Origin of the sequence: Streptomyces sp. CB01373, from assembly GCF_002803075.1 — a bacterium.
Taxonomy (GTDB): domain Bacteria; phylum Actinomycetota; class Actinomycetes; order Streptomycetales; family Streptomycetaceae; genus Streptomyces.
In genome coordinates this window covers 159,739-180,345 of record NZ_NNBK01000020.1, presented here as the reverse complement: position 1 = coordinate 180,345, position 20,607 = coordinate 159,739, and the positions used below count along the sequence as shown (strand labels likewise).

General features: G+C 72.1%; 18 protein-coding genes. 15 read left to right on the top strand and 3 right to left on the bottom strand.

Going from position 1 to position 20,607, the window contains the following annotated elements; genetic code table 11:
- Positions 1 to 159: 159 nt before the first annotated feature.
- From recG to mutM, 8 genes are all read left to right on the top strand, one after another.
- A complete protein-coding gene (gene recG, locus CG719_RS29485) occupies positions 160 to 2,379 on the top strand; it encodes an ATP-dependent DNA helicase RecG (protein ID WP_100571756.1) in 2,220 nt (739 codons plus the stop codon).
- Positions 2,380 to 2,461: 82 nt separating this feature from the next.
- A complete protein-coding gene (gene rsmD, locus CG719_RS29480; protein ID WP_100571755.1) occupies positions 2,462 to 3,049 on the top strand; it encodes a 16S rRNA (guanine(966)-N(2))-methyltransferase RsmD in 588 nt (195 codons plus the stop codon).
- A gap of 26 nt (positions 3,050 to 3,075) precedes the next feature.
- A complete protein-coding gene (gene coaD / locus CG719_RS29475; RefSeq protein WP_199836830.1) occupies positions 3,076 to 3,555 on the top strand; it encodes a pantetheine-phosphate adenylyltransferase in 480 nt (159 codons plus the stop codon).
- Positions 3,556 to 3,671: 116 nt separating this feature from the next.
- Positions 3,672 to 4,796, top strand: coding sequence for an ATP synthase F0 subunit B (locus CG719_RS29470; protein ID WP_100571753.1), 1,125 nt, complete (start codon positions 3,672 to 3,674; stop codon positions 4,794 to 4,796).
- A 131-nt stretch (positions 4,797 to 4,927) separates the two neighbouring features.
- Positions 4,928 to 5,581 (top strand): YceD family protein, encoded by a 654-nt coding sequence (locus tag CG719_RS29465; protein WP_100571752.1) that lies wholly within the window; start codon positions 4,928 to 4,930, stop codon positions 5,579 to 5,581.
- A 2-nt stretch (positions 5,582 to 5,583) separates the two neighbouring features.
- Positions 5,584 to 5,757: a 50S ribosomal protein L32 gene (gene rpmF, locus CG719_RS29460; protein ID WP_003951102.1), complete on the top strand. Its 174-nt coding sequence runs from the start codon at positions 5,584 to 5,586 to the stop codon at positions 5,755 to 5,757.
- A 7-nt stretch (positions 5,758 to 5,764) separates the two neighbouring features.
- Positions 5,765 to 6,598, top strand: a complete 834-nt coding sequence (rnc, locus tag CG719_RS29455) for a ribonuclease III (protein WP_199836826.1) — start codon at positions 5,765 to 5,767, stop codon at positions 6,596 to 6,598.
- 146 nt (positions 6,599 to 6,744) lie between these two features.
- Positions 6,745 to 7,629 carry a bifunctional DNA-formamidopyrimidine glycosylase/DNA-(apurinic or apyrimidinic site) lyase gene (gene mutM / locus CG719_RS29450; RefSeq protein ID WP_100571750.1) on the top strand — a complete coding sequence of 295 codons (885 nt, stop codon included), beginning with the start codon at positions 6,745 to 6,747 and terminating at the stop codon, positions 7,627 to 7,629.
- On the opposite strand, the gene CG719_RS29445 is transcribed toward mutM, so the two are convergent.
- Positions 7,602 to 7,991, bottom strand: a complete 390-nt coding sequence (locus CG719_RS29445) for a winged helix-turn-helix transcriptional regulator (protein ID WP_100571749.1) — start codon at positions 7,989 to 7,991, stop codon at positions 7,602 to 7,604. The genes mutM and CG719_RS29445 overlap by 28 nt on opposite strands.
- 138 nt (positions 7,992 to 8,129) lie before the next feature.
- On the opposite strand from CG719_RS29445, the gene CG719_RS29440 reads away from it, so the two are divergent.
- Positions 8,130 to 8,813 carry a PH domain-containing protein gene (locus CG719_RS29440; protein ID WP_100571748.1) on the top strand — a complete coding sequence of 228 codons (684 nt, stop codon included), beginning with the start codon at positions 8,130 to 8,132 and terminating at the stop codon, positions 8,811 to 8,813.
- Between the two features lie 91 nt (positions 8,814 to 8,904).
- Here the strand turns inward: CG719_RS29440 and CG719_RS29435 are convergent, their stop codons facing one another.
- Positions 8,905 to 10,041: a CAP domain-containing protein gene (locus CG719_RS29435; protein ID WP_100571747.1), complete on the bottom strand. Its 1,137-nt coding sequence runs from the start codon at positions 10,039 to 10,041 to the stop codon at positions 8,905 to 8,907.
- 169 nt (positions 10,042 to 10,210) lie between these two features.
- Between CG719_RS29435 and CG719_RS29430 the strand changes: the two genes are divergently transcribed.
- The 5 genes from CG719_RS29430 to ftsY all read left to right on the top strand — a co-directional run bounded on the left by CG719_RS29430 (position 10,211) and on the right by ftsY (position 17,781).
- Positions 10,211 to 10,492: an acylphosphatase gene (locus CG719_RS29430; RefSeq protein WP_100571746.1), complete on the top strand. Its 282-nt coding sequence runs from the start codon at positions 10,211 to 10,213 to the stop codon at positions 10,490 to 10,492.
- 381 nt (positions 10,493 to 10,873) lie between these two features.
- On the top strand, positions 10,874 to 11,077 hold the full coding sequence (locus CG719_RS29425; RefSeq protein WP_009190853.1) for a hypothetical protein: 204 nt from the start codon (positions 10,874 to 10,876) through the stop codon (positions 11,075 to 11,077).
- A 261-nt stretch (positions 11,078 to 11,338) separates the two neighbouring features.
- On the top strand, positions 11,339 to 14,899 hold the full coding sequence (smc, locus tag CG719_RS29415; RefSeq protein ID WP_100571744.1) for a chromosome segregation protein SMC: 3,561 nt from the start codon (positions 11,339 to 11,341) through the stop codon (positions 14,897 to 14,899).
- A 165-nt stretch (positions 14,900 to 15,064) separates the two neighbouring features.
- Positions 15,065 to 16,480 carry a sugar porter family MFS transporter gene (locus CG719_RS29410; RefSeq protein WP_100571743.1) on the top strand — a complete coding sequence of 472 codons (1,416 nt, stop codon included), beginning with the start codon at positions 15,065 to 15,067 and terminating at the stop codon, positions 16,478 to 16,480.
- Positions 16,481 to 16,572: 92 nt separating this feature from the next.
- Entirely contained in the window at positions 16,573 to 17,781 is a 1,209-nt protein-coding gene (ftsY, locus tag CG719_RS29405; RefSeq protein ID WP_100571742.1) for a signal recognition particle-docking protein FtsY, read from the top strand.
- A gap of 152 nt (positions 17,782 to 17,933) precedes the next feature.
- Here ftsY and CG719_RS29400 read toward each other — a convergent pair whose 3' ends face one another.
- Positions 17,934 to 18,596 carry a bifunctional DNA primase/polymerase gene (locus CG719_RS29400; RefSeq protein ID WP_100571741.1) on the bottom strand — a complete coding sequence of 221 codons (663 nt, stop codon included), beginning with the start codon at positions 18,594 to 18,596 and terminating at the stop codon, positions 17,934 to 17,936.
- Positions 18,597 to 19,043: 447 nt separating this feature from the next.
- Between CG719_RS29400 and nsdA the strand changes: the two genes are divergently transcribed.
- Entirely contained in the window at positions 19,044 to 20,531 is a 1,488-nt protein-coding gene (gene nsdA, locus CG719_RS29395) for a transcriptional repressor NsdA (RefSeq protein ID WP_100571740.1), read from the top strand.
- Positions 20,532 to 20,607: the final 76 nt, after the last annotated feature.

Genomic DNA, 20,607 nt, shown 5'->3' with positions numbered 1-20,607 from the left:
AGCGCCGGTGGGGGGATCTCGGGTCGGCGCGGGGTAGGGCGGCACCTGTGAGGCGGCAGCCGCGGGGATGGCCGGAGCGCGTCATCCTAGGCCCTGCACGGACCGGCTGACCAGGGGTTTCCCCGGAGGTTTACGGCATTGTCGGTGCCGTGGTGTGCAATGGATCTCGTGCCCGCACTGCAAGAACCACTGAAACAGCCACTGAAGTCAGTGCTCGGCCCCGCCACCGCGAAGGTGATGGCCGAGCACCTCGGCCTGCACACCGTCGGCGACCTCCTGCACCACTACCCGCGCCGGTACGAGGAGCGCGGCCAGCTCACCCACCTCGCCGACCTGCCCATGGACGAGCACGTCACGGTGGTCGCCCAGGTCGCCGACGCCCGCCTGCACACCTTCGCCTCCTCCCGCGCGCCCCGCGGCAAGGGTCAGCGTTTGGAGGTGACGATCACGGACGGCAGCGGCCGGCTCCAACTGGTCTTCTTCGGCAACGGCGTGCACAAGCCCCACAAGGAACTCCTGCCGGGCACCAGCGCGATGTTCGCGGGCAAGGTCTCGGTCTTCAACCGCCGGCTGCAACTGGCCCACCCGGCGTACGAGTTGCTGAAGGGGGAGGACGGGGAGGCGGTCGAGAGCTGGGCCGGCGCGCTCATCCCGCTGTACCCGGCCACCGCCAAGCTGGAGTCCTGGAAGATCGGCAAGGCGGTCCAGACCGTCCTGCCCAGCGCCCAGGAGGCGCTCGACCCGCTGCCCGAGTCGCTGCGCGCGGGCCGCGGCCTGGTCACCCTCCCCGAGGCCCTGCTCAAGGTCCACCGCCCGCACACCAAGGCGGACATCGCCGACGCCCACGCCCGGCTGAAGTGGGACGAGGCCTTCGTCCTCCAGGTCGCCCTCGCCCGCCGACGCCACGCGGACACCCAGCTCCCCGCCGTCGCCCGCGTACCCGGCCCGGACGGCCTCCTCGCGGCCTTCGACGACCGCCTCCCCTTCACCCTCACCGACGGTCAGCGGAAGGTCTCCCGCGAGATCTTCGCCGACCTGGCCACCGAGCACCCGATGCACCGCCTGCTCCAGGGAGAGGTCGGCAGCGGCAAGACGCTCGTCGCCCTGCGCGCCATGCTCGCCGTCGTCGACGCGGGCGGACAGGCCGCGATGCTCGCGCCCACCGAGGTGCTGGCCCAGCAGCACCACCGGTCGGTCACCGAGATGATGGGGGAGCTCGCCGAGTCGGGCATGCTGGGCGGCGCCGAGCACGCCACCAAGGTGGTGCTGCTCACCGGGTCCATGGGCGCCGCGGCCCGCCGGCAGGCCCTGCTCGACCTGGCCACCGGCGAGGCGGGCATCGTCATCGGCACGCACGCGCTGATCGAGGACAAGGTCCTGTTCGACGACCTGGGACTGGTCGTGGTGGACGAGCAGCACCGGTTCGGCGTCGAACAGCGCGACGCCCTGCGCGGAAAGGGCAAGCAGCCCCCGCACCTGCTGGTCATGACCGCCACGCCCATTCCGCGCACGGTCGCGATGACGGTCTTCGGCGACCTGGAGACCTCCGTCCTCGACCAGCTCCCGGCGGGGCGCTCGCCTATCGCCAGCCATGTCGTCCCGGCCGCCGACAAACCCCACTTCCTGGCCCGGGCCTGGGAGCGGGTGCGCGAGGAGGTGGCGAAGGGCCACCAGGCGTACGTGGTCTGCCCGCGCATCGGGGACGAGGAGGACGATCCGAAGAAGGCCGCCGCGAAGAAGTCCGCCGAGGACGAGGCGGAGAAGCGCCCGCCGCTCGCCGTGATGGACATCGCCGACCAGCTCGCCAGGGGCCCGCTGCACGGCCTGAAGGTCGAGGTGCTGCACGGCCGCATGCAGCCCGACGACAAGGACGCGGTCATGCGCCGCTTCGCCGCCGGCGAGACCGACGTCCTGGTCGCCACCACGGTCATCGAGGTCGGTGTGAACGTACCGAACGCCACGGTGATGGTGATCATGGACGCCGACCGCTTCGGTGTCTCCCAGCTGCACCAGCTGCGCGGCCGCGTCGGCCGCGGCTCGGCGCCCGGACTGTGCCTGCTGGTCACCGAGATGCCCGAGGCGAGCGCCGCCCGGCAGCGGCTGAACGCGGTGGCCTCCACCCTCGACGGCTTCGAGCTCTCCCGCATCGACCTCGAACAGCGCCGCGAGGGCGACGTCCTCGGCCAGGCCCAGTCCGGCGCCCGCTCCAGCCTGCGGGTGCTCGCCGTCATCGAGGACGAGGAGATCATCGCCGAGGCCCGCGAGGAGGCCGCCGCGGTGGTGGCCGCCGACCCCGAGCTGGAGCGCCTGCCCGGGCTGCGCACGGCGCTGGACGCGTTGCTCGACGAGGAGCGGGAGCAATACCTGGAGAAGGGCTGACAGACTGGGACCGGCCCGCACCCGAGCCGCCACCGCCACGGCCGCCACCGACCAGGCCGTCCCCGACAAGCAAGGACCAGACATGACCCGCGTGATCGCCGGCCGGGCCGGCGGACGCCGTCTCGCCGTACCGCCGGGCAGCGGAACCCGTCCCACCTCGGACCGGGCGCGCGAAGGCCTGTTCTCCACCTGGCAGTCGCTGCTCGGCGGCCCGCTGGACGGCGAGCGCGTCCTGGACCTGTACGCCGGCTCGGGCGCCGTCGGCCTGGAGGCGCTGTCGCGGGGCGCCGGGCACACCCTGCTCGTGGAGGCCGACCAGCGAGCGGTCCGCACCGTCCGGGAGAACGTGAAGGCGCTCGGCCTCCCCGGCGCCGACGTACGGGCGGGCAAAGCGGAACAGATCGTCCACACGTCGCCCCCGGCGAAGCCGTACGACCTCGTCTTCCTCGACCCGCCGTACGCGGTCTCCGACGACGATCTTCGCGAGATCCTGCTCACACTCCGCACCCAGGGGTGGATCGCGGCCGACGCCCTCGTCACCGTGGAGCGCAGCACCAGGGGCGGGGAATTCACGTGGCCGCCGGGATTCGAAGCGATCCGGGCCCGTCGCTACGGCGAAGGGACGTTTTGGTACGGTCGCGCCGCCTCTACGTGCGAAGACGCACGATGACCGAACCGGAGAGCGAGGGATTTCAAGTGCGCCGCGCCGTCTGCCCCGGGTCGTTCGACCCCGTCACCAACGGACACCTGGACATCATCGCCCGCGCCTCCCGTCTCTACGACGAGGTCTACGTCGCGGTGATGATCAACCAGTCGAAGAAGGGCCTGTTCGAGATCGACGAGCGGATCGACCTCATCCGGCAGGTCACCGCCGAGTACGGCAACGTCCGCGTCGAGGCCTTCCACGGCCTCCTCGTCGACTTCTGCAAGCAGCGTGACATCCCGGCCATCGTCAAGGGCCTGCGCGCCGTCAGCGACTTCGACTACGAACTGCAGATGGCCCAGATGAACAACGGCCTCTCCGGGGTCGAGACGCTGTTCGTGCCCACCAACCCCACCTACAGCTTCCTGTCGTCCTCCCTGGTCAAGGAGGTCGCGGCCTGGGGCGGCGACGTCTCCCACCTGGTGCCGCCGCAGGTTCTCGAAGCCCTCGCCGGGCGGCTGAAGAAGGACTGAGGCGGCTGACGGCCCGTCACCCGGTGTCCGGCGATCACCTCATGGACGTACAGTCGTTCCGTCCGTCTCCGACACATCGGTAGTCCAACACACCTGTAGAGAGTGGCGAGCACACGGTGGACGTGCAGAAGAAGCTCGACGAGATCGTGTCCACGGTCTCCAGCGCCCGGTCCATGCCCATGTCGGCGTCGTGCGTGATCAACCGCGCCGACCTGCTCGCACTGCTCGACGAGGTGCGCCAGGCCCTGCCCGGCTCCCTCGCCCAGGCCCAGGAGCTGATCGGCGACCGCGACCAGATGGTGCAGGAGGCCCGGCACGAGGCCGAGCGGATCATCGAGACGGCGCACGCCGAGCGCGGCTCGCTGATCTCCGGCACCGAGGTCGCCCGCCGCTCCCAGACCGAGGCCGACCGGATCCTCGGCGAGGCCCGGCAGGAGGCCGAGGAGGTCCGCGCCGAGGCCGACGAATACGTCGACTCCAAGCTCGCCAACTTCGAGGTCGTCCTCACCAAGACCCTCGGCTCGGTCGGCCGCGGCCGCGAGAAGCTGCTCGGCACCGGCCCCGGCCTCGACGAGGACGGCTACGAGGACGAGGACGCCCCCGAGCGCAGCCACGACCCCGAGACCCTGCGCCGCAACGCCGACGCGTACGTCGACGCCAAGCTCGGCGCCTTCGAGGCGGTCCTCGCCAAGACCCTGGAGGCCGTCGGCCGCGGCCGCCAGAAGCTGCACGGCCGCATCGCCACCGACGACCTCGGCGCCCTCGCCGACGACACCACCACCGTCCAGCACTCGAGCGACGCCGACTACCTCGCCGACCTCGCGGCCCTGGCCGACGCCCCGCTCACCCCGGCGGCACCGGCGGCCGCGCCCGCCGAGCAGCCCGCCCCGCCGCAGTACGAGCCGCAGCCGGCCTACGGCTACCAGCAGCCCGGGCAGAACGATCCGTACGGCGGCTACCAGCAGGGCTACGGCCAGCAGGACCAGTACGGCTACCAGCAGCCCGACCCGTACGCCGCCACCGCGGACGCCACCGGCTACGCCCAGGCGCAGGGCGCCTCCTTCCAGGCCTACGACGCCCAGCCGGGCGCCTACGACCCGAACCAGGGCCAGCAGGACCCGCAGGACCCGCACGGCTACGCACAGCCGCAGGCCCACGCCCTCGACGAGACCAGCCTCTTCGACACCGGCATGATCAGCGCCGAGCAGCTGCGCGCCTACGAACAGGGCCGAGGACTCTAGGCAGGCCGCCGATTGGGCCGAGAGCGAAAGGTCAAGTATCCTGGCCCTTCGGTCGCGCATACGTCCGCGATCCGCGCTGCCCGGAACATCACCGGGTAAGCGTCCCCCCGAGTTTGGAAACCGAAGCAGGAATGGCTCAGAACGCCCGCCTAGACCACCGCAACCCTCTCGTGTTCGACACGCATGAGCTGGGGCGGCGGCCCGGCGCGCAGCAGCGCCTGACCCGCACGGTCCCCGCCCCCAAGGACCTCGGTCTCCAGGGCGTCGTCGGAGTGCCGGAAGGCGCCCCGGTGGAGCTCGAACTCCGGCTCGAGTCGGTCATGGAAGGGGTGCTCGTCACAGGCACCGCCCGTGCACAGGCCGAGGGGGAGTGCGTAAGGTGTCTGGAGCCGCTCGAGTTCGATCTCGAAGCGGACTTCCAGGAGCTGTTCTCGTACCCTGACGCCGACGAGCGGGGCCGCGTGTCCGCGGAGCCCGACGCCGACGCCGAGGACGACGAGGACAGGCTCTTCCTCGAGGACGGACTCTTCGGCCTCGAACCTCTGCTGCGCGATGCGGTGGTGCTCGCACTGCCGATGCAGCCGGTGTGCCAGGAAGACTGCCCTGGGCTGTGCTCCGAGTGCGGTGCGCGGCTCCTGGACGACCCGGACCACCACCATGACGCCGTCGACATCCGTTGGGCGGCTTTGCAGGGACTCGCCGGCACCATGAAGGACGGCGAGAAGGACGAGATGAGCGGCGGCGCGCCTCGATCGGCACGCCCCGACGAGAAGCAGGAGAAGTAGCCGTGGCTGTTCCGAAGCGGAAGATGTCGCGCAGCAACACGCGCCACCGCCGGTCGCAGTGGAAGGCTGCGGTCCCCACCCTGGTTGCGTGCGAGCGCTGCCACGAGCCCAAGCAGCAGCACATCGCGTGCCCGTCGTGCGGCACCTACAACAAGCGCCAGGTCCTCGAGGTCTGAGCGGCTGGTGAGAGGCACTGTGTCCACTGCCAAGAAGGCGGAAGGCGCCGAAGCGGGCAACCACCGCCGCCGCGGAGCCGCTCCGTCGGACAACACGGCCTCGTCCCACACGCTTCTGGAAGGGCGGCTCGGCTACACGCTCGAGTCCGCCCTTCTGGTGCGCGCGCTGACCCACCGTTCCTACGCGTACGAGAACGGCGGTCTGCCGACGAACGAGCGGCTGGAGTTCCTCGGTGACTCCGTCCTCGGCCTGGTCGTCACGGACACGCTGTACCGCACCCACCCCGACCTGCCCGAAGGCCAACTGGCCAAGCTGCGGGCCGCGGTGGTCAACTCGCGTGCGCTGGCGGAGGTCGGGCGCGGCCTCGACCTGGGCGCCTTCATCCGGCTCGGCCGCGGTGAAGAGGGCACGGGCGGCCGGGACAAGGCGTCCATCCTCGCCGACACCCTGGAAGCGGTGATCGGCGCGGTCTACCTCGACCAGGGCCTCGACGCGGCCTCCGAACTGGTGCACCGCCTGTTCGACCCGCTGATCGAGAAGTCCTCCAACCTCGGAGCCGGCCTGGACTGGAAGACCAGCCTCCAGGAGCTCACCGCGACCGAGGGGCTCGGCGTGCCCGAGTACCTGGTCACGGAGACCGGCCCCGACCATGAGAAGACCTTCACTGCTGCCGCCCGCGTCGGAGGCGTCTCGTACGGCACCGGCACCGGCCGCAGCAAGAAGGAGGCGGAGCAGCAGGCCGCGGAGTCCGCGTGGCGGGCCATCCGGGCCGCGGCGGACGAGCGCGCCAAGACGGTGGGATCCACCGACGGCGCCGGTGACGCGCCGGCCCCCGCCTGAGAACCGGAAAACCGAGCGCGGCCGTCCGGCGGTACTCCGCCGGCGGGCCGCACCCAGCAGAACGCGACCGAGCGCCCGTCCCCGCCCCGGGGCGGGCGCTCGGCCCGTGACGGCCACAGCGGCCGTGACGTGTGAACGGGGGAGTCATGCCCGAGCTGCCCGAGGTCGAGGTCGTACGACGCGGACTGGAACGGTGGGTCGCGCACCGCAGCGTCGCCGACGTCGAGGTGCTGCACCCGCGTGCCGTACGCCGCCACCTGGCCGGAGCCGAGGACTTCGCGCTCCGCGTCCAGGGTCACCGGCTCGGCCTGCCCGGCCGCCGCGGCAAGTACCTGTGGCTTCCCCTGGAGGACAGCGGCCAGGCGGTCCTGGCCCACCTGGGCATGAGCGGCCAGCTACTGGTCCAGCCGGTCGGCGCGCCCACCGAGAAGCACCTGCGCATCCGCGTCCGCCTCGCCGACACGCTGACACCGGCCGCTTCCACGGCGGACGCGACCGAACTCCGCTTCGTCGACCAGCGCACCTTCGGCGGCCTGTCGCTGCACGACACCACCCCCGACGGGCTGCCCGACGTCATCGCGCACATCGCCCGCGATCCCCTCGACCCGCTGTTCGACGACGAGGCCTTCCACCAGGCCCTGCGCCGCAAGCGGACCACCATCAAACGGGCCCTGCTCGACCAGTCCCTGATCAGCGGCGTCGGCAACATCTACGCGGACGAGGCCCTGTGGCGCTCCCGCGTCCACTACGAACGCCCCACCGCGACCTTCACCCGCCCCGGCACGGCCGAACTCCTCACCCACGTCCGGGAGGTGATGAACGAGGCCCTCGCCGTCGGCGGCACCAGCTTCGACAGCCTCTACGTCAACGTCAACGGGGAGTCCGGCTACTTCGACCGCTCCCTGGACGCCTACGGCCGCGAGGGCCTGCCCTGCCGCCGCTGCGCCACACCGCTGCGCCGCCGCCCGTGGATGAACCGCTCCAGCTACTACTGCCCGAAGTGTCAGCGGGCGCCGCGCGCGGTGTCGTAACGCTCGCGTGCCGCCAGGACGTCGTCCATGCGCCCCTCCACGCAGTGGATCAGGGCCAGCAGGCGTTCGGCGACCTCGCGGCCCAGCGCCGTGAGCTCGTAGTCCACTCGCGGCGGATTGGTCGGCTGGGCCTCCCGGTGCACCAGGCCGTCCCGCTCCAGCGCCTGGAGTGTCTGGGACAGCATCTTCTCGCTCACCCCGTCGACCCGGCGGCGCAGCTCGTTGAAGCGGAGCGAGCCCTCGTACAGGGCGCCCAGCGCCAGCCCGCCCCAGCGCCCCGTGACATGCTCCAGCGTCCCGCGCGAGGGACAGGCCCTGGCGAACACGCTGTACGGGAGGTCCTGGGTCTGCGGGGTGCTCATGTCCTCCAGCGTACTGGCGCACAGCGCTGACCGTCGGGCGGCGCTAACCACGAGTCAGTGCCACCTCAGGGCACAGCCGAAGGGGGTGCCGGCCGTATCGCTATTCCAGTTGTGCTCATGTCAGGCACAATCGCACGCATGCCGACACCCGACCCGCGGTCACCACGCCGCGCCGCGCAGCCCGTCTCCACCGACCGTGTCTTCCGGTCGCTCCTCGACATCGCCACAGGAGCGGTACTGCTTGTCGTCGTCCTGTGTCTGGGCATCGCCGCGGTCGTCACCACCGACGGCGGCATGCCCTGGAAGGCGCTGGCGGCGATGCTGCTGGTGATTCCGCTGCTGTTCGCCCTCACCTTGCGGCCCGCGGTCTTCGCCAACGACCACCGGCTGCGCATCCGCAACCCGTTCCGCACCATCACACTGCCCTGGGGTGCCGTCTCCGGTCTGCGGTCCGGCCACTCCAACGAAGCCTTCGACCAGATCGGCACCAAGTACCAGTTGTGGGCCATCCCGCTCTCCACGCGCCGCCTCAAGCGAGCCGGCCGCGCGCAGATCAGGATGTCCCACGCCTTGCAGAGTCCGGGTGGCCCCGGCCTGGACCGCCGCCTCTACGACCTGGGACGGCCCGACCGGCCGAGCACGGGGCTGGAACGCCTGCAGCCGCAACCCGACAGGACCATGGACAGCCTGCGTGCGCTCCAGGAGGCAGGTGCCATGACCAAGGAGGGCCAGGGGCAGCCCGAGGTGCGCTGGGCGTACGAGATCCTCGCCCCGGCGGCGGCCGGCCTGGTGCTGCTGGTGGTACTGCTCGCCGTGGCCTGACCGCACGCGAAGACATGTGGCCCATGGGCGGCCGGCACGAGTGTCAGCGATCGAACTGTCCCCGACCCACCACTTCCCCGGCTCCCACAGGTCAGTACCCGAAGTCCTGCGTCCACCACGGACCGCCGGAGCCGAAGTGCGCGCCGACGCCCAGGGTCTTGAAGTCGCAGTTCAGTATGTTGGCGCGGTGGCCCGGGCTGTTCATCCAGGCGTCCATCACCGCCGCCGCGTCGGCCTGTCCGCGGGCTATGTTCTCGCCGCCGAGGCTGGTGATGCCGAGCTTCGCCGCCCGGTCCCACGGCGAGGCACCGCTGGGGTCGGTGTGGTCGAAGAAGTTCTCCGCGGCCATGGCCTCGCTGAAGTCCTGCGCGAGGCCGGCGAGCGCGCTGCTCGCCGTCAGCGCGCTGCACCCGACCTTCGCCCGCTCCTCGTTGACGAGCCTGAGCACCTCGGCCTCGACGGCCGCCTGCGTGGGGGCGGCGGTCGGGGCCTCGGTCTTCGCCGGGGCGGCCTGGGAGGCGGTCTCGGCGGGCGCGGTCTCCGGCTTCTCCGGGGCGGTGGTCGGCTTCGCCTCCGGTGCCTTGGTGGGCGTGGCCGACGCCTCCGCTTCCGGCTTCGAGGCCGGAGCCGACTCGGAGGCGGACCGCTGCGACGGAACGGGCCGGTCCGCGCCGCGGCTCGTCGTGGAGCCGCCGGCCTGGCCGCCCGCGTCGGCGCTGCCGGAGGTGCCGCCCAGCGGGGCCTCGCTGTTCGTCGGCGAGCCCGCGGCCTGCACCTTGTCGGCGCCGCCGCCCGGGCCGCCCAGCTTGTAGTTCTCCAGACCGGGCACCGCGCCGGTGGCGACCGCGACGGTGCCGAGGGCGACCGCGGCGGAGACCCCGAGCAGCCCCGTGCGGACCGGCGTCGCGGCCTTCTTCTTCCGGCGGTGCCCCCGCTCCCGCGGCCCGTCCGCCGGGCTGAAGCCGTCGGCCGGGAAGATCACGGTGGTGTTGGCGTGGGCGGAGCCGTCGTCCGTGTCGAAGAGGTACTCCGGAGCCGTGGCGGGCGCGTCGCCGTACAGGTCCGGGTTCAGATAGGGCGCGATGCCCAGGCGGCCGTCGTCGTCCTGCGGGCGGCTGTCCCACGGATCGCGGTCGGGCTCGTACTCGTACGAGCCGTGCGTCCGACTGTCCCCCGTGGCGCGGCCCGTGGCGGCGCGGCCGGCGTCCCAGCGTCGGTGGCGTCCCATGTGCTGGCCTTCCTCGTCTCTCTCGGTCGACGCGCGCCCTGAGCCGACGCGGTCAACCCAACTCACACGATCGAGTGAGTTTCAGATGAGATTCATTGGATCGGGACGGTACCGCATGGCGCGAGGGGCGGAGGTGCCGCGAGAGACATTGGCCGGTTAGGTTGCACCCATGAGCGAGGATGTTCGACTGGTCGCCTGGGTCCGCGGGCACGTCCAGGGAGTGGGTTTCCGCTGGTTCACGCGGGCCAGGGCGCTGGAGATCGGGGACCTGAGCGGTTTCGCCCTCAACCTGGGGGACGGGCGCGTGCAAGTGGTCGCCGAGGGGGCCCGCGAGGGGTGCCAGAAGCTCCTGGACTGGTTGCAGGGCGGCGACACGCCCGGACGCGTCGACGGTGTCACCGAGATATGGGACACACCTCGCGGCGGCTACGACGGGTTCGCGATCCGCTGACCGTGTGGCGCGGTGGGGCCCCGACGGCGGCGGCGGCATCTGCCACCGGCACCTGCCCGGAGGGAAAAGGAGCAGGTGGTTGCCAAGAAACGCGCGGCATGGCAGGCTCCGCACAGCAGGATGATCCGCACGCCCCGAAGGGCCCGCAGGAGTCGCAGCGCCACCTGATTTCCGGTCGCGCGCCCCCGGGACACCCATGGATACGGGGCGTGATCGTGTTGACCGTCAAACTTTTTGGTGAGACGCTGAAAGCCCGCGCACCTCAGCTGTTTGGCATGGATGAACGGCACCACAACTCAGGCAGTGCCAAGCACCACGGGTGCGAATCCCTCACGACCCACACCGCTTCGGTCGGTCACTCAGTGTGGAGGACCATCCATCATGGCAAAGGCGCTTCTCGGTTACGTCGGCGGCTCCGACCCTCGACTCCTCGCCGAGATGCGACGGCTCCAGCAGCGCGTCCAGGACCTGGAATCCGAGCTTGTGCGGATCCAGGCCGAGAACGACGCCCTGACGGCTGCCGCTTCTCACGACAGGATCATGGAGCGCGTCGACGCACACCAGGCGGAGCCTGCGCTCACCTGATCACTGCATCGCACAACGACACAGGGGTTGGGCTGTCGTCAACCGCTCAGTTGCCAGAGTTGCAAGGGACGCTTCGGCGTCCCTTCGTTCTTTCCCCCGCCCTGCTTGGCCCTGCTTGGCCCCGCTTGCCCCGCCTTCGTTGCCCCCGCGCACCCTTTCACCGTCTTTAACATTTGGTGTGCCCTGCATATTCAGAGGCGAAACCGCGCGGTTGCGGGGGTTAGTGAAGTGGGGTAGGAGCTGCCGGTAAAGTCCGGCTGCGTGCACCTCAAGGCCCTGACCCTCCGCGGGTTCAAGTCGTTCGCCTCGGCGACCACGCTCCGGTTCGAACCGGGGATCACGTGCGTCGTCGGGCCGAACGGCTCGGGCAAGTCCAACGTCGTGGACGCGCTCAGCTGGGTCATGGGCGAGCAGGGGGCCAAGTCGCTGCGCGGCGGCAAGATGGAGGACGTCATCTTCGCCGGCACCACCGGGCGCCCGCCGCTCGGCCGCGCAGAGGTGTCCCTGACCATCGACAACTCCGACGGGGCCCTGCCCATCGAGTACGCCGAGGTCACCATCACGCGGATCATGTTCCGCAACGGTGGCAGCGAGTACCAGATCAACGGCGACACCTGCCGGCTGCTCGACATCCAGGAACTGCTGTCAGACTCCGGCATCGGCCGCGAGATGCACGTCATCGTCGGCCAGGGCCAGCTCGACTCCGTCCTGCACGCCGACCCCATGGGCCGCCGCGCCTTCATCGAGGAGGCCGCGGGCGTCCTCAAGCACCGCAAGCGCAAGGAGAAGGCGCTCAGGAAGCTGGACGCCATGCGGGCCAACCTCGCGCGCGTGCAGGACCTCACCGACGAACTGCGCCGCCAGCTCAAGCCGCTCGGCCGGCAGGCGGCGGTCGCGCGCAGGGCCGCGGTCATCCAGGCCGACCTGAGGGACGCGCGCCTGCGGCTCCTGGCCGACGACCTCGTCGGCCTGCGCGAGGCGCTGAGCAACGAGGTCGCCGACGAGGCGGCCCTGAAGGAACGCAAGGAAGCCGCCGAGCAGGAGCTGAAGAAGGCCCTCCAGCGCGAGGCCCTCCTCGAGGACGAGGTGCGCCGGCTCGTCCCGCGCCTCCAGCGCGCCCAGCAGACCTGGTACGAACTGTCCCAGCTCGCCGAACGCGTACGCGGCACGATCTCGCTCGCCGACGCGCGCGTGCACAGCGCCACCTCCGCGCCCGCCGAGGAGCGGCGCGGCCGCGAACCCGAGGAACTGGAACGCGAGGCCGAGCGCGTCCGCGAGCAGGAGGCAGGGCTCGAGGCGGCCCTGGAGGCGGCCCAGCGAGCCCTGGACGACACCGTCGCCCACCGCGCCGAGCTGGAGCGGGAACTGGCCGTCGAGGAGCGGCGCCTGAAGGACGCGGCCCGCGCCATCGCCGACCGCCGCGAGGGCCTGGCCCGGCTCGCCGGCCAGGTGAACGCGGCCCGTTCGCGCGCCGCCTCCGCCCAGGCCGAGATCGAGCGGCTGGCCGCCGCCAGGGACGAGGCCCAGGAACGTGCCGTCCAGGCCCAGGAGGAGTACGAGGCGCTCAAGGCCGAGGTCGACGGCCTCGACGCGGGCGACGAGGAACTGGCCGGGCGGCACGAGGCGGCGAGGACGGCGCTGGCCGAGGCGGAGGCCGCCCTCACCGCGGCCCGCGAGGCGGTCACCGCGGCCGAACGCAAGCGGGCGGCGACCCAGGCCCGGCACGACGCCCTCGCCCTGGGCCTGCGCCGCAAGGACGGCACGGGCGCCCTGCTCGGCGCGAAGGACCGCCTCACCGGCCTGCTGGGCCCCGCCGCCGCACTCCTGACGGTCACCCCCGGCTACGAGACCCCTCTGGCCACCGCCTTCGGCGCCGCCGCCGACGCCCTGGCCGTGACCAGTCCCACCGCGGCGGCCGACGCCCTGCGCCTGCTGCGCAAACAGGACGCGGGCCGGGCCGCGCTGCTCCTCGCCGGCCCCTCACCGGAAACGACCGCGGCCCCGCCCGGCCCGGCACCGGACCACCCCTTCGCCGCCGAGTTCGTACGCGGTCCCGCCGAGCTGATGCCCGCCGCGCGGTGGCTGCTGCGGGGAATCGTCGTGGTGGGGACGCTGGAGGACGCGGAGGACCTGGTTCTCGCACGGCCGGAGCTGACCGCGGTGACCGCCGAGGGCGATCTGCTCGGGGCGTACTTCGCCCAGGGCGGCTCCGCGGGGGCGCCCAGCCTGCTGGAGGTACAGGCCTCTGTGGACGAGGCCGCCGCCGAGCTGGAGCGGCTCGCCGTGCGGTGCGAGGAGCTGACCGCGGACCAGCAGCGGGCCGCCGAGCGGCGCGGCCGGTGCGCGGCGCTGGTCGAGGAACTGGGGGAGCGGCGGCGGACCTCCGACCGGGAGAAGTCGGCCGTCGCCCAGCAACTGGGCCGGCTCGCCGGACAGGCACGCGGCGCAGCCGGGGAGGCCGAGCGCTCGGCGGCCGCCGCCGCCCGCGCCCAGGAGGCCCTCGACAACGCCCTTCAGGAAGCGGGGGAGCTGGCCGAGCGGCTCGCCGTGGCCGAGGAGACGCCGATCGAGGAGGAGCCCGACACCTCCGCACGCGACCGGCTCGCCGCCGACGGCGCCAACGCCCGCCAGACCGAGATGGAGGCCCGCCTCCAGGTCCGTACGCACGAGGAACGGGTCAAGGGGCTGGCCGGCAGGGCCGACTCGCTGGACCGGGCCGCCCGCGCCGAACGCGAGGCACGCGCGCGTGCCGAGCAGCGGCGCGCCCGGCTGCGCCACGAGGCGGAGGTGGCCTCGGCGGTCGCCGCCGGCGCCCGGCAGCTGCTCGCCCACGTCGAGGTCTCCGTGGCCCGCGCCGAACAGGAGCGGTCCGCCGCCGAGGCCGCCAAGGCCCGTCGCGAGCAGGAGCTGACCGCCGCCCGCGCCGAGGGCCGGGACCTCAAGGCCGAACTCGACAAGCTGACCGACTCGGTCCACCGGGGCGAGGTGCTCGGCGCCGAGAAACGGCTGCGCATCGAGCAGCTGGAGACCAGGGCCCTGGAGGAACTCGGGGTCGAACCGGCGGGCCTGATGGAGGAGTACGGGCCGCACCAGCCCGTACCGCCCTCGCCCCCCGCCGAGGGCGAGCAGCTCCCGGAGGACCCGCAGCACCCCCGCAACCGGCCCCGGCCCTACGCACGGGCCGAGCAGGAGAAGCGGCTGAAGGCCGCCGAGCGCGCCTACCAGCAGCTCGGCAAGGTCAACCCGCTCGCCCTGGAGGAGTTCGCGGCGCTGGAGGAACGCCACCAGTTCCTCAGCGAGCAGCTCGAGGACCTCAAGAAGACCCGCGCCGACCTGCTCCAGGTCGTCAAGGAGGTCGACGAGCGCGTCGAGCAGGTCTTCACCGAGGCCTACCGGGACACCGCCCGCGAGTTCGAGGGCGTCTTCGGCAGGCTCTTCCCGGGCGGCGACGGGCGGCTCGTACTGACCGACCCCGACAACATGCTCACCACGGGCGTGGATGTCGAGGCGCGCCCGCCGGGCAAGAAGGTCAAGCGGCTGTCCCTGCTCTCCGGCGGCGAGCGGTCGCTGACCGCCGTGGCGCTGCTCGTCTCCATCTTCAAGGCCCGTCCGAGCCCCTTCTACGTCATGGACGAGGTCGAGGCGGCCCTCGACGACACCAACCTCCAGCGGCTGATCCGGATCATGCAGGAGCTCCAGGAGGCCTCGCAGCTCATCGTGATCACGCACCAGAAGCGCACGATGGAGGTCGCCGACGCGCTCTACGGCGTCTCCATGCAGGGCGACGGCGTGTCGAAGGTCATCAGCCAGCGCCTGCGGTAGCGGCCCGGGGCGCGTGCGGAGGCGGGGGAGGCCGGCGCCCGCGGCAGCGACCGGGCGCTCGTGCGGCGGCGGGCGGGTCCGCGTGCGCCCGCCACTTCGGGGTAGTCGGATCATGCCTGACCCCCACCCCGGAAGCGCCTGCCGGGGTGTGCCCGAGGAGTACACGTGACCACGACGCAGGCCCCAGGCCCAGGAGCCCGGACAGCTCACCCCGAACATCTCGGGCACGTCATCTTCATCGCCGCGGCCGCCGCCATGGGCGGCTTCCTGTTCGGGTACGACAGCTCCGTCATCAACGGCGCCGTCGAAGCCATCCGGAGCCGCTACGGCATCGGATCCGCGGAACTGGCCCAGGTCATCGCCATCGCCCTGATCGGCTGCGCGATCGGCGCCGCCACCGCGGGCCGTATCGCCGACCGCATCGGCCGGATCCGCTGCATGCGGATCGCCGCGACCCTGTTCACCATCAGCGCCGTCGGCTCCGCCCTGCCGTTCGCCCTGTGGGACCTCGCCTTCTGGCGGATCGTCGGCGGCTTCGCCATCGGCATGGCCTCGGTCATCGGTCCCGCCTACATCGCCGAGGTCGCCCCGCCCGCCTACCGCGGCCGCCTCGGCTCCTTCCAGCAGGCCGCGATCGTCGTCGGCATCGCCGTCTCCCAGCTCGTCAACTGGGGACTGCTCAACGCCGCCGGCGGCAACCAGCGCGGCCGGCTGCTGGGCCTGGAGGCCTGGCAGGTCATGCTCGGCGTGATGGTCGTCCCGGCCGTCCTGTACGGACTGCTGTCCTTCGCCATCCCCGAGTCCCCGCGCTTCCTGCTCTCCGTGGGCCGCCGCGAGAGGGCCCGCCGGATCCTCGCCGAGGTCGAGGGCGACCACATCGACCTCGACGCCCGCGTGGCCGAGATCGAGAACGCCATGAAGCGCGAGCACAGGTCCAGCTTCAAGGACCTGCTCGGCGGCAGCTTCCTCTTCAAGCGGATCGTCTGGATCGGCATCGGCCTCTCCGCCTTCCAGCAGTTCGTCGGCATCAACGTCGCGTTCTACTACTCCGCGACGCTGTGGCAGTCGGTCGGCGTCAACCCGACGGAGTCGTTCGTCTACTCGTTCACGACATCGATCATCAACATCCTCGGCACGGTGATCGCGATGATCTTCGTGGACCGCATCGGCCGCAGGCCGCTCGCGCTCATCGGCTCGGCCGGCATGGTCGTCGGTCTCGCCCTGGAGGCCTGGGCGTTCTCGTACCCCCTGGTCGGCGGCAAGCTGCCGGCCACCCAGGGCTGGGTCGCCCTGATCGCGGCCCACGTCTTCGTCCTCTTCTTCGCCCTGTCCTGGGGTGTCGTCGTCTGGGTCCTGCTCGGCGAGATGTTCCCGAACAAGCTCCGCGCCGCCGCCCTGGGCGTGGCCGCCTCCGCGCAGTGGATCGCCAACTGGGCCATCACCGCGAGCTTCCCGTCGCTGGCCGACTGGAACCTCGCCGGGACCTACGTCATCTACGCGGCCTTCGCCGCGCTCTCCATCCCGTTCGTCCTGAAGTTCGTCAAGGAGACGAAGGGCAAGGCGCTGGAGGAGATGGGGTAGCCGGGCGGCCGGCGGGCCCGGTGTTCCAGGGGCACGCGGCCCCGTCGGGACTACCGCTGAACGCCCAGGTGGTCGCGCATACTGGACGCGTTATGGAAACCATCATCCTTGCTGTAGTCATCGCCGTGGTGGTGCTCGGCGCGCTCGGCGGGCTCATCGTCGGCAGCCGGCGGAGGAAGCCGCCGCCCCCGCCGCCGCCCTCGGCGCCCGACATCACCGCCCCTCCGGCCGAGCCACACGTCGGCGAGGAGGCCGAGACGCCGCGGGAGGAGCCGCGGCGGACGATCGAGGAGGTGGACCTCCCCGGCGGCTCGGCTCCCACCGCCGTCGAGGAGCCGCCCGTCGAGGAGCTCCCGGCACCTCCGATCGAGGTGCCCGAGCCCACCGCCGGCCGTCTGGTGCGGCTGCGCGCCCGCCTCTCCCGCTCGCAGAACGCCCTGGGCAAGGGCCTGCTCGTCCTGCTGTCCCGCGAGAACCTCGACGAGGACACGTGGGAGGAGATCGAGGACACGCTGCTGACCGCCGACGTCGGCGTGCAGCCCACCCAGGAACTGGTCGAGCGGCTGCGCGAGCGCGTGCGTGTGCTCGGCACCCGCACGCCCGAGGAGCTGCGCGGACTGCTGCGTCAGGAGCTGCTCACGCTGATCGGGCCCGACATGGACCGCATCGTGAAGACCGAGCCGGCCACGAGCAAGCCGGGCATCGTGATGGTCGTCGGCGTCAACGGCACCGGCAAGACCACGACGACCGGCAAGCTCGCCCGCGTCCTGGTCGCCGACGGCCGCAGCGTCGTGCTGGGCGCCGCCGACACCTTCCGCGCGGCCGCCGCCGACCAGCTCCAGACCTGGGGCGAGCGGGTCGGCGCCTACACCGTGCGCGGACCGGAGGCCGGCGACCCCGCCTCCGTCGCCTTCGACGCGGTGAAGGAGGGCAAGGAGATGGGCGCCGACGTGGTGCTCATCGACACCGCCGGCCGCCTGCACACCAAGACCGGCCTCATGGACGAGCTCGGCAAGGTCAAGCGCGTCGTGGAGAAGCACGCGCCGCTCGACGAGGTGCTGCTCGTGCTCGACGCGACCACCGGGCAGAACGGCCTGGTCCAGGCCCGTGTCTTCGCCGAGGTCGTCGACATCACCGGCATCGTGCTCACCAAGCTGGACGGCACGGCCAAGGGCGGCATCGTGGTCGCCGTCCAGCGCGAGCTGGGCGTGCCGGTCAAGCTGGTCGGCCTCGGCGAGGGGCCGGACGACCTGGCCCCCTTCGAACCGGAGGCCTTCGTCGACGCCCTCATCGGCGACTGACCCCCACCCTCCCCAGCGCCCGCCCCATCACCGGGGCGGGCGCTTTCGTGTGACGCCGTCGCGGTGGGGGAACCCGCGCCCCGGTCCTCGCTCGCCGACGGAGGTCGCTCGCCGAAGGAGGTCGCCGCCGTCGCCGTGCCGAGCCCGTTCCGCTACGCCCGGGAGCGGTGGGCCACGTAGGCCAGGGTGCCGAGGAGGAGGCGGGCCTGCGGGGGCTTGGCCGCGTCCAGGGCGGGTGGGCGGAGCCAGCGCACCGGGCCGAGGCCGCCGCGGTCGGAGGGCGGGGCCGTGAGGAACGTACCGGGGCCGAGTCCGCGCAGGTCGAGGGAGCCGGGATCGTCCCAGCCCAGCCGGTAGAGCAGGGCGGACAGCTCGGCGGCGGCGCCGGGGGCGACGAAGAACTGGGCCCGGCCGTCCGGCGTGGCGGTCACCGGGCCGAGGGGCAGGCCCATCCGCTCCAGCCGGGCCAGGGCACGGCGCCCGGCCGGCTCGGCGACCTCGATGACGTCGAACGCGCGGCCGACGGCCAGCATCACCGCGGCCCCCGGCAGCTCCCGCCACGCTCTGGTCGCCTCGTCGAGCGTGGCCCCGGCCGGGATCCCGGGCGCGAAGTCCAGGGGATGGGCACCCGGAGCCGGGCAGGCCCTGCGGCCGCAGGAACAGGCCCCGCCGACGGCCCGCGCGCCCCGCACCACGTCCCAGCCCCACAGCCCGGTGTACTCGGCCACCGCCGTGCACTCCGAGGAGCGGTACGACCGGCCGCGGCGCCGCGTACCGGAGCGGATCTCGCGCATACCACCGATCGTGAAGCCCATGCCCCCTCCAACGGGTCCACCGCCCCGATGGTTACGAGACGAATGTTCATCGTCACTCTCCGTCGCCGAACCTCCCCGGTTGTACCGGGTCCGTGCGGCGTGCGGAAGTGCCGCGGGTGGTGCGCCCGGCGGCGCGCGCCCTCGCGTGCACCGCTCCACCCGCCCGCGGCCGGACTATGTCAAGTGAATCGCGCCTGGGCCGGCGCGGGTTCATACGAAGGGGTGGCGAATGGTGGCGTTTCAGCGATCCCCGTGGCTGAGCGGGTGATCGTAGGATTACTGTGAGTGTGCGAGGCCTGGGGGCACATGCACTCGTGGGTATGCCGGAGGCAACTCGGCAGTCGGTTCGAAGGGTGAGAATCGGCGGACGAAAGGCCTTGTTGACCGGCATTCTGATAGGGCTTGGCGCACCAAGCGACAAGTGGTCTCAGGGATGGGGGCGTTCCAGTGAGCGGCAACGGCGGAAGCGGGACGAGCGCTGCGAGCGCGGACAAGCGCCCGAACGAGCTGCTCGCCTCGTGGTTCGTGCGCAGCGGCTGGTCCAAGGGCGAGCTGGCCCGCCAGGTCAACCGCCGCGCCCGCCAGCTGGGCGCCAGCCACATCTCCACCGACACCTCGCGCGTCAGGCGCTGGCTGGACGGCGAGAACCCGCGCGAGCCGATCCCCAGAATCCTCTCGGAGCTCTTCTCCGAGCGTTTCGGCTGCGTCGTCGCCGTGGAGGACCTGGGCCTGCGCACCGCACGCCCGACGCCCTCCGCCACCGGTGTCGACCTGCCCTGGACGGGCCCGCAGACCGTGGCCCTGCTCAGCGAGTTCTCGCGCAGCGACCTGATGCTGGCGCGGCGCGGCTTCCTCGGAACGTCGCTGGCGCTGTCCGCGGGCCCGTCCCTCATCGAACCGCTCCAGCGCTGGCTCGTGCCCGTGCCCCCGGCGCCCCTGGCGGAGCCCGAACCGCAGGCCGCCTCCCGCCGCCCCGGCCGGCTCTCCCGGCCCGAGCTGGAGCTGCTGGAGACCACCACGGTGATGTTCCGGCAGTGGGACGCCCAGTGCGGCGGCGGCCTGCGCCGCAAGGCCGTCGTCGGCCAGTTGCACGAGGTGACGGACCTCCTCCAGGAGCCCCAGCCCGAACCCACCGGCCGCCGGCTGTTCAAGGTCGCCGCCGAACTCGCCGAACTGGCCGGCTGGATGAGCTACGACGTGGGACTCCAGCCCACCGCCCAGAAGTACTTCGTGCTCGCCCTGCACGCCGCCAAGGAAGCCGGCGACAAGCCGCTCGGCTCCTACGTCCTGTCCAGCATGAGCCGCCAGATGATCCACCTCGGCCGCCCCGAGGACGCCCTGGAACTCATCCACCTCGCACAGTACGGCAGCCGCGACTGCGCGAGCCCGCGCACCCAGTCCATGCTGTACGCGCTGGAGGCCCGCGCCTACGCCAACATGGGCCAGCCCGGCAAGTGCAAGCGCGCCGTGCGCATGGCCGAGGACTCCTTCGGTGACGCCGAGGACTGGGACGAGCCGGACCCCGACTGGATCCGCTTCTTCTCCGAGGCCGAGCTGTACGGAGAGAACTCCCACTCCTTCCGTGACCTCGCCTACGTCGCCGGCCGCAGCCCCACCTACGCCTCCCTGGCGGAGCCGCTGATGCAGAAGGCCGTGGAACGGTTCGCCGAGGACCACGAACACCAGCGGTCGTACGCCCTGAACCTCATCGGCATGGCCACGGTGCAGCTGCTCCAGCGCGAGCCCGAGCAGAGCACCGAGTACGCGAGGCAGGCCATGAGGGTGGCCAAGAAGGTCCGCTCCGAGCGCGTGAACACCCGTATCCGCAAGACCGTCGACAACGCCGTACGCACCTACGGGGACGTCGCCGAGGTCATCGACCTGACCGAACAGCTCGCCCTCGAACTGCCCGAGACCGCCGCCGAGGCCGTCTGACAGCGCCTCCCCGACCCCGGCCGCGGCCGGCCCTCCCGAACTGCCCGACTCGGCTCCCCCATGCCTGGTCATCGGA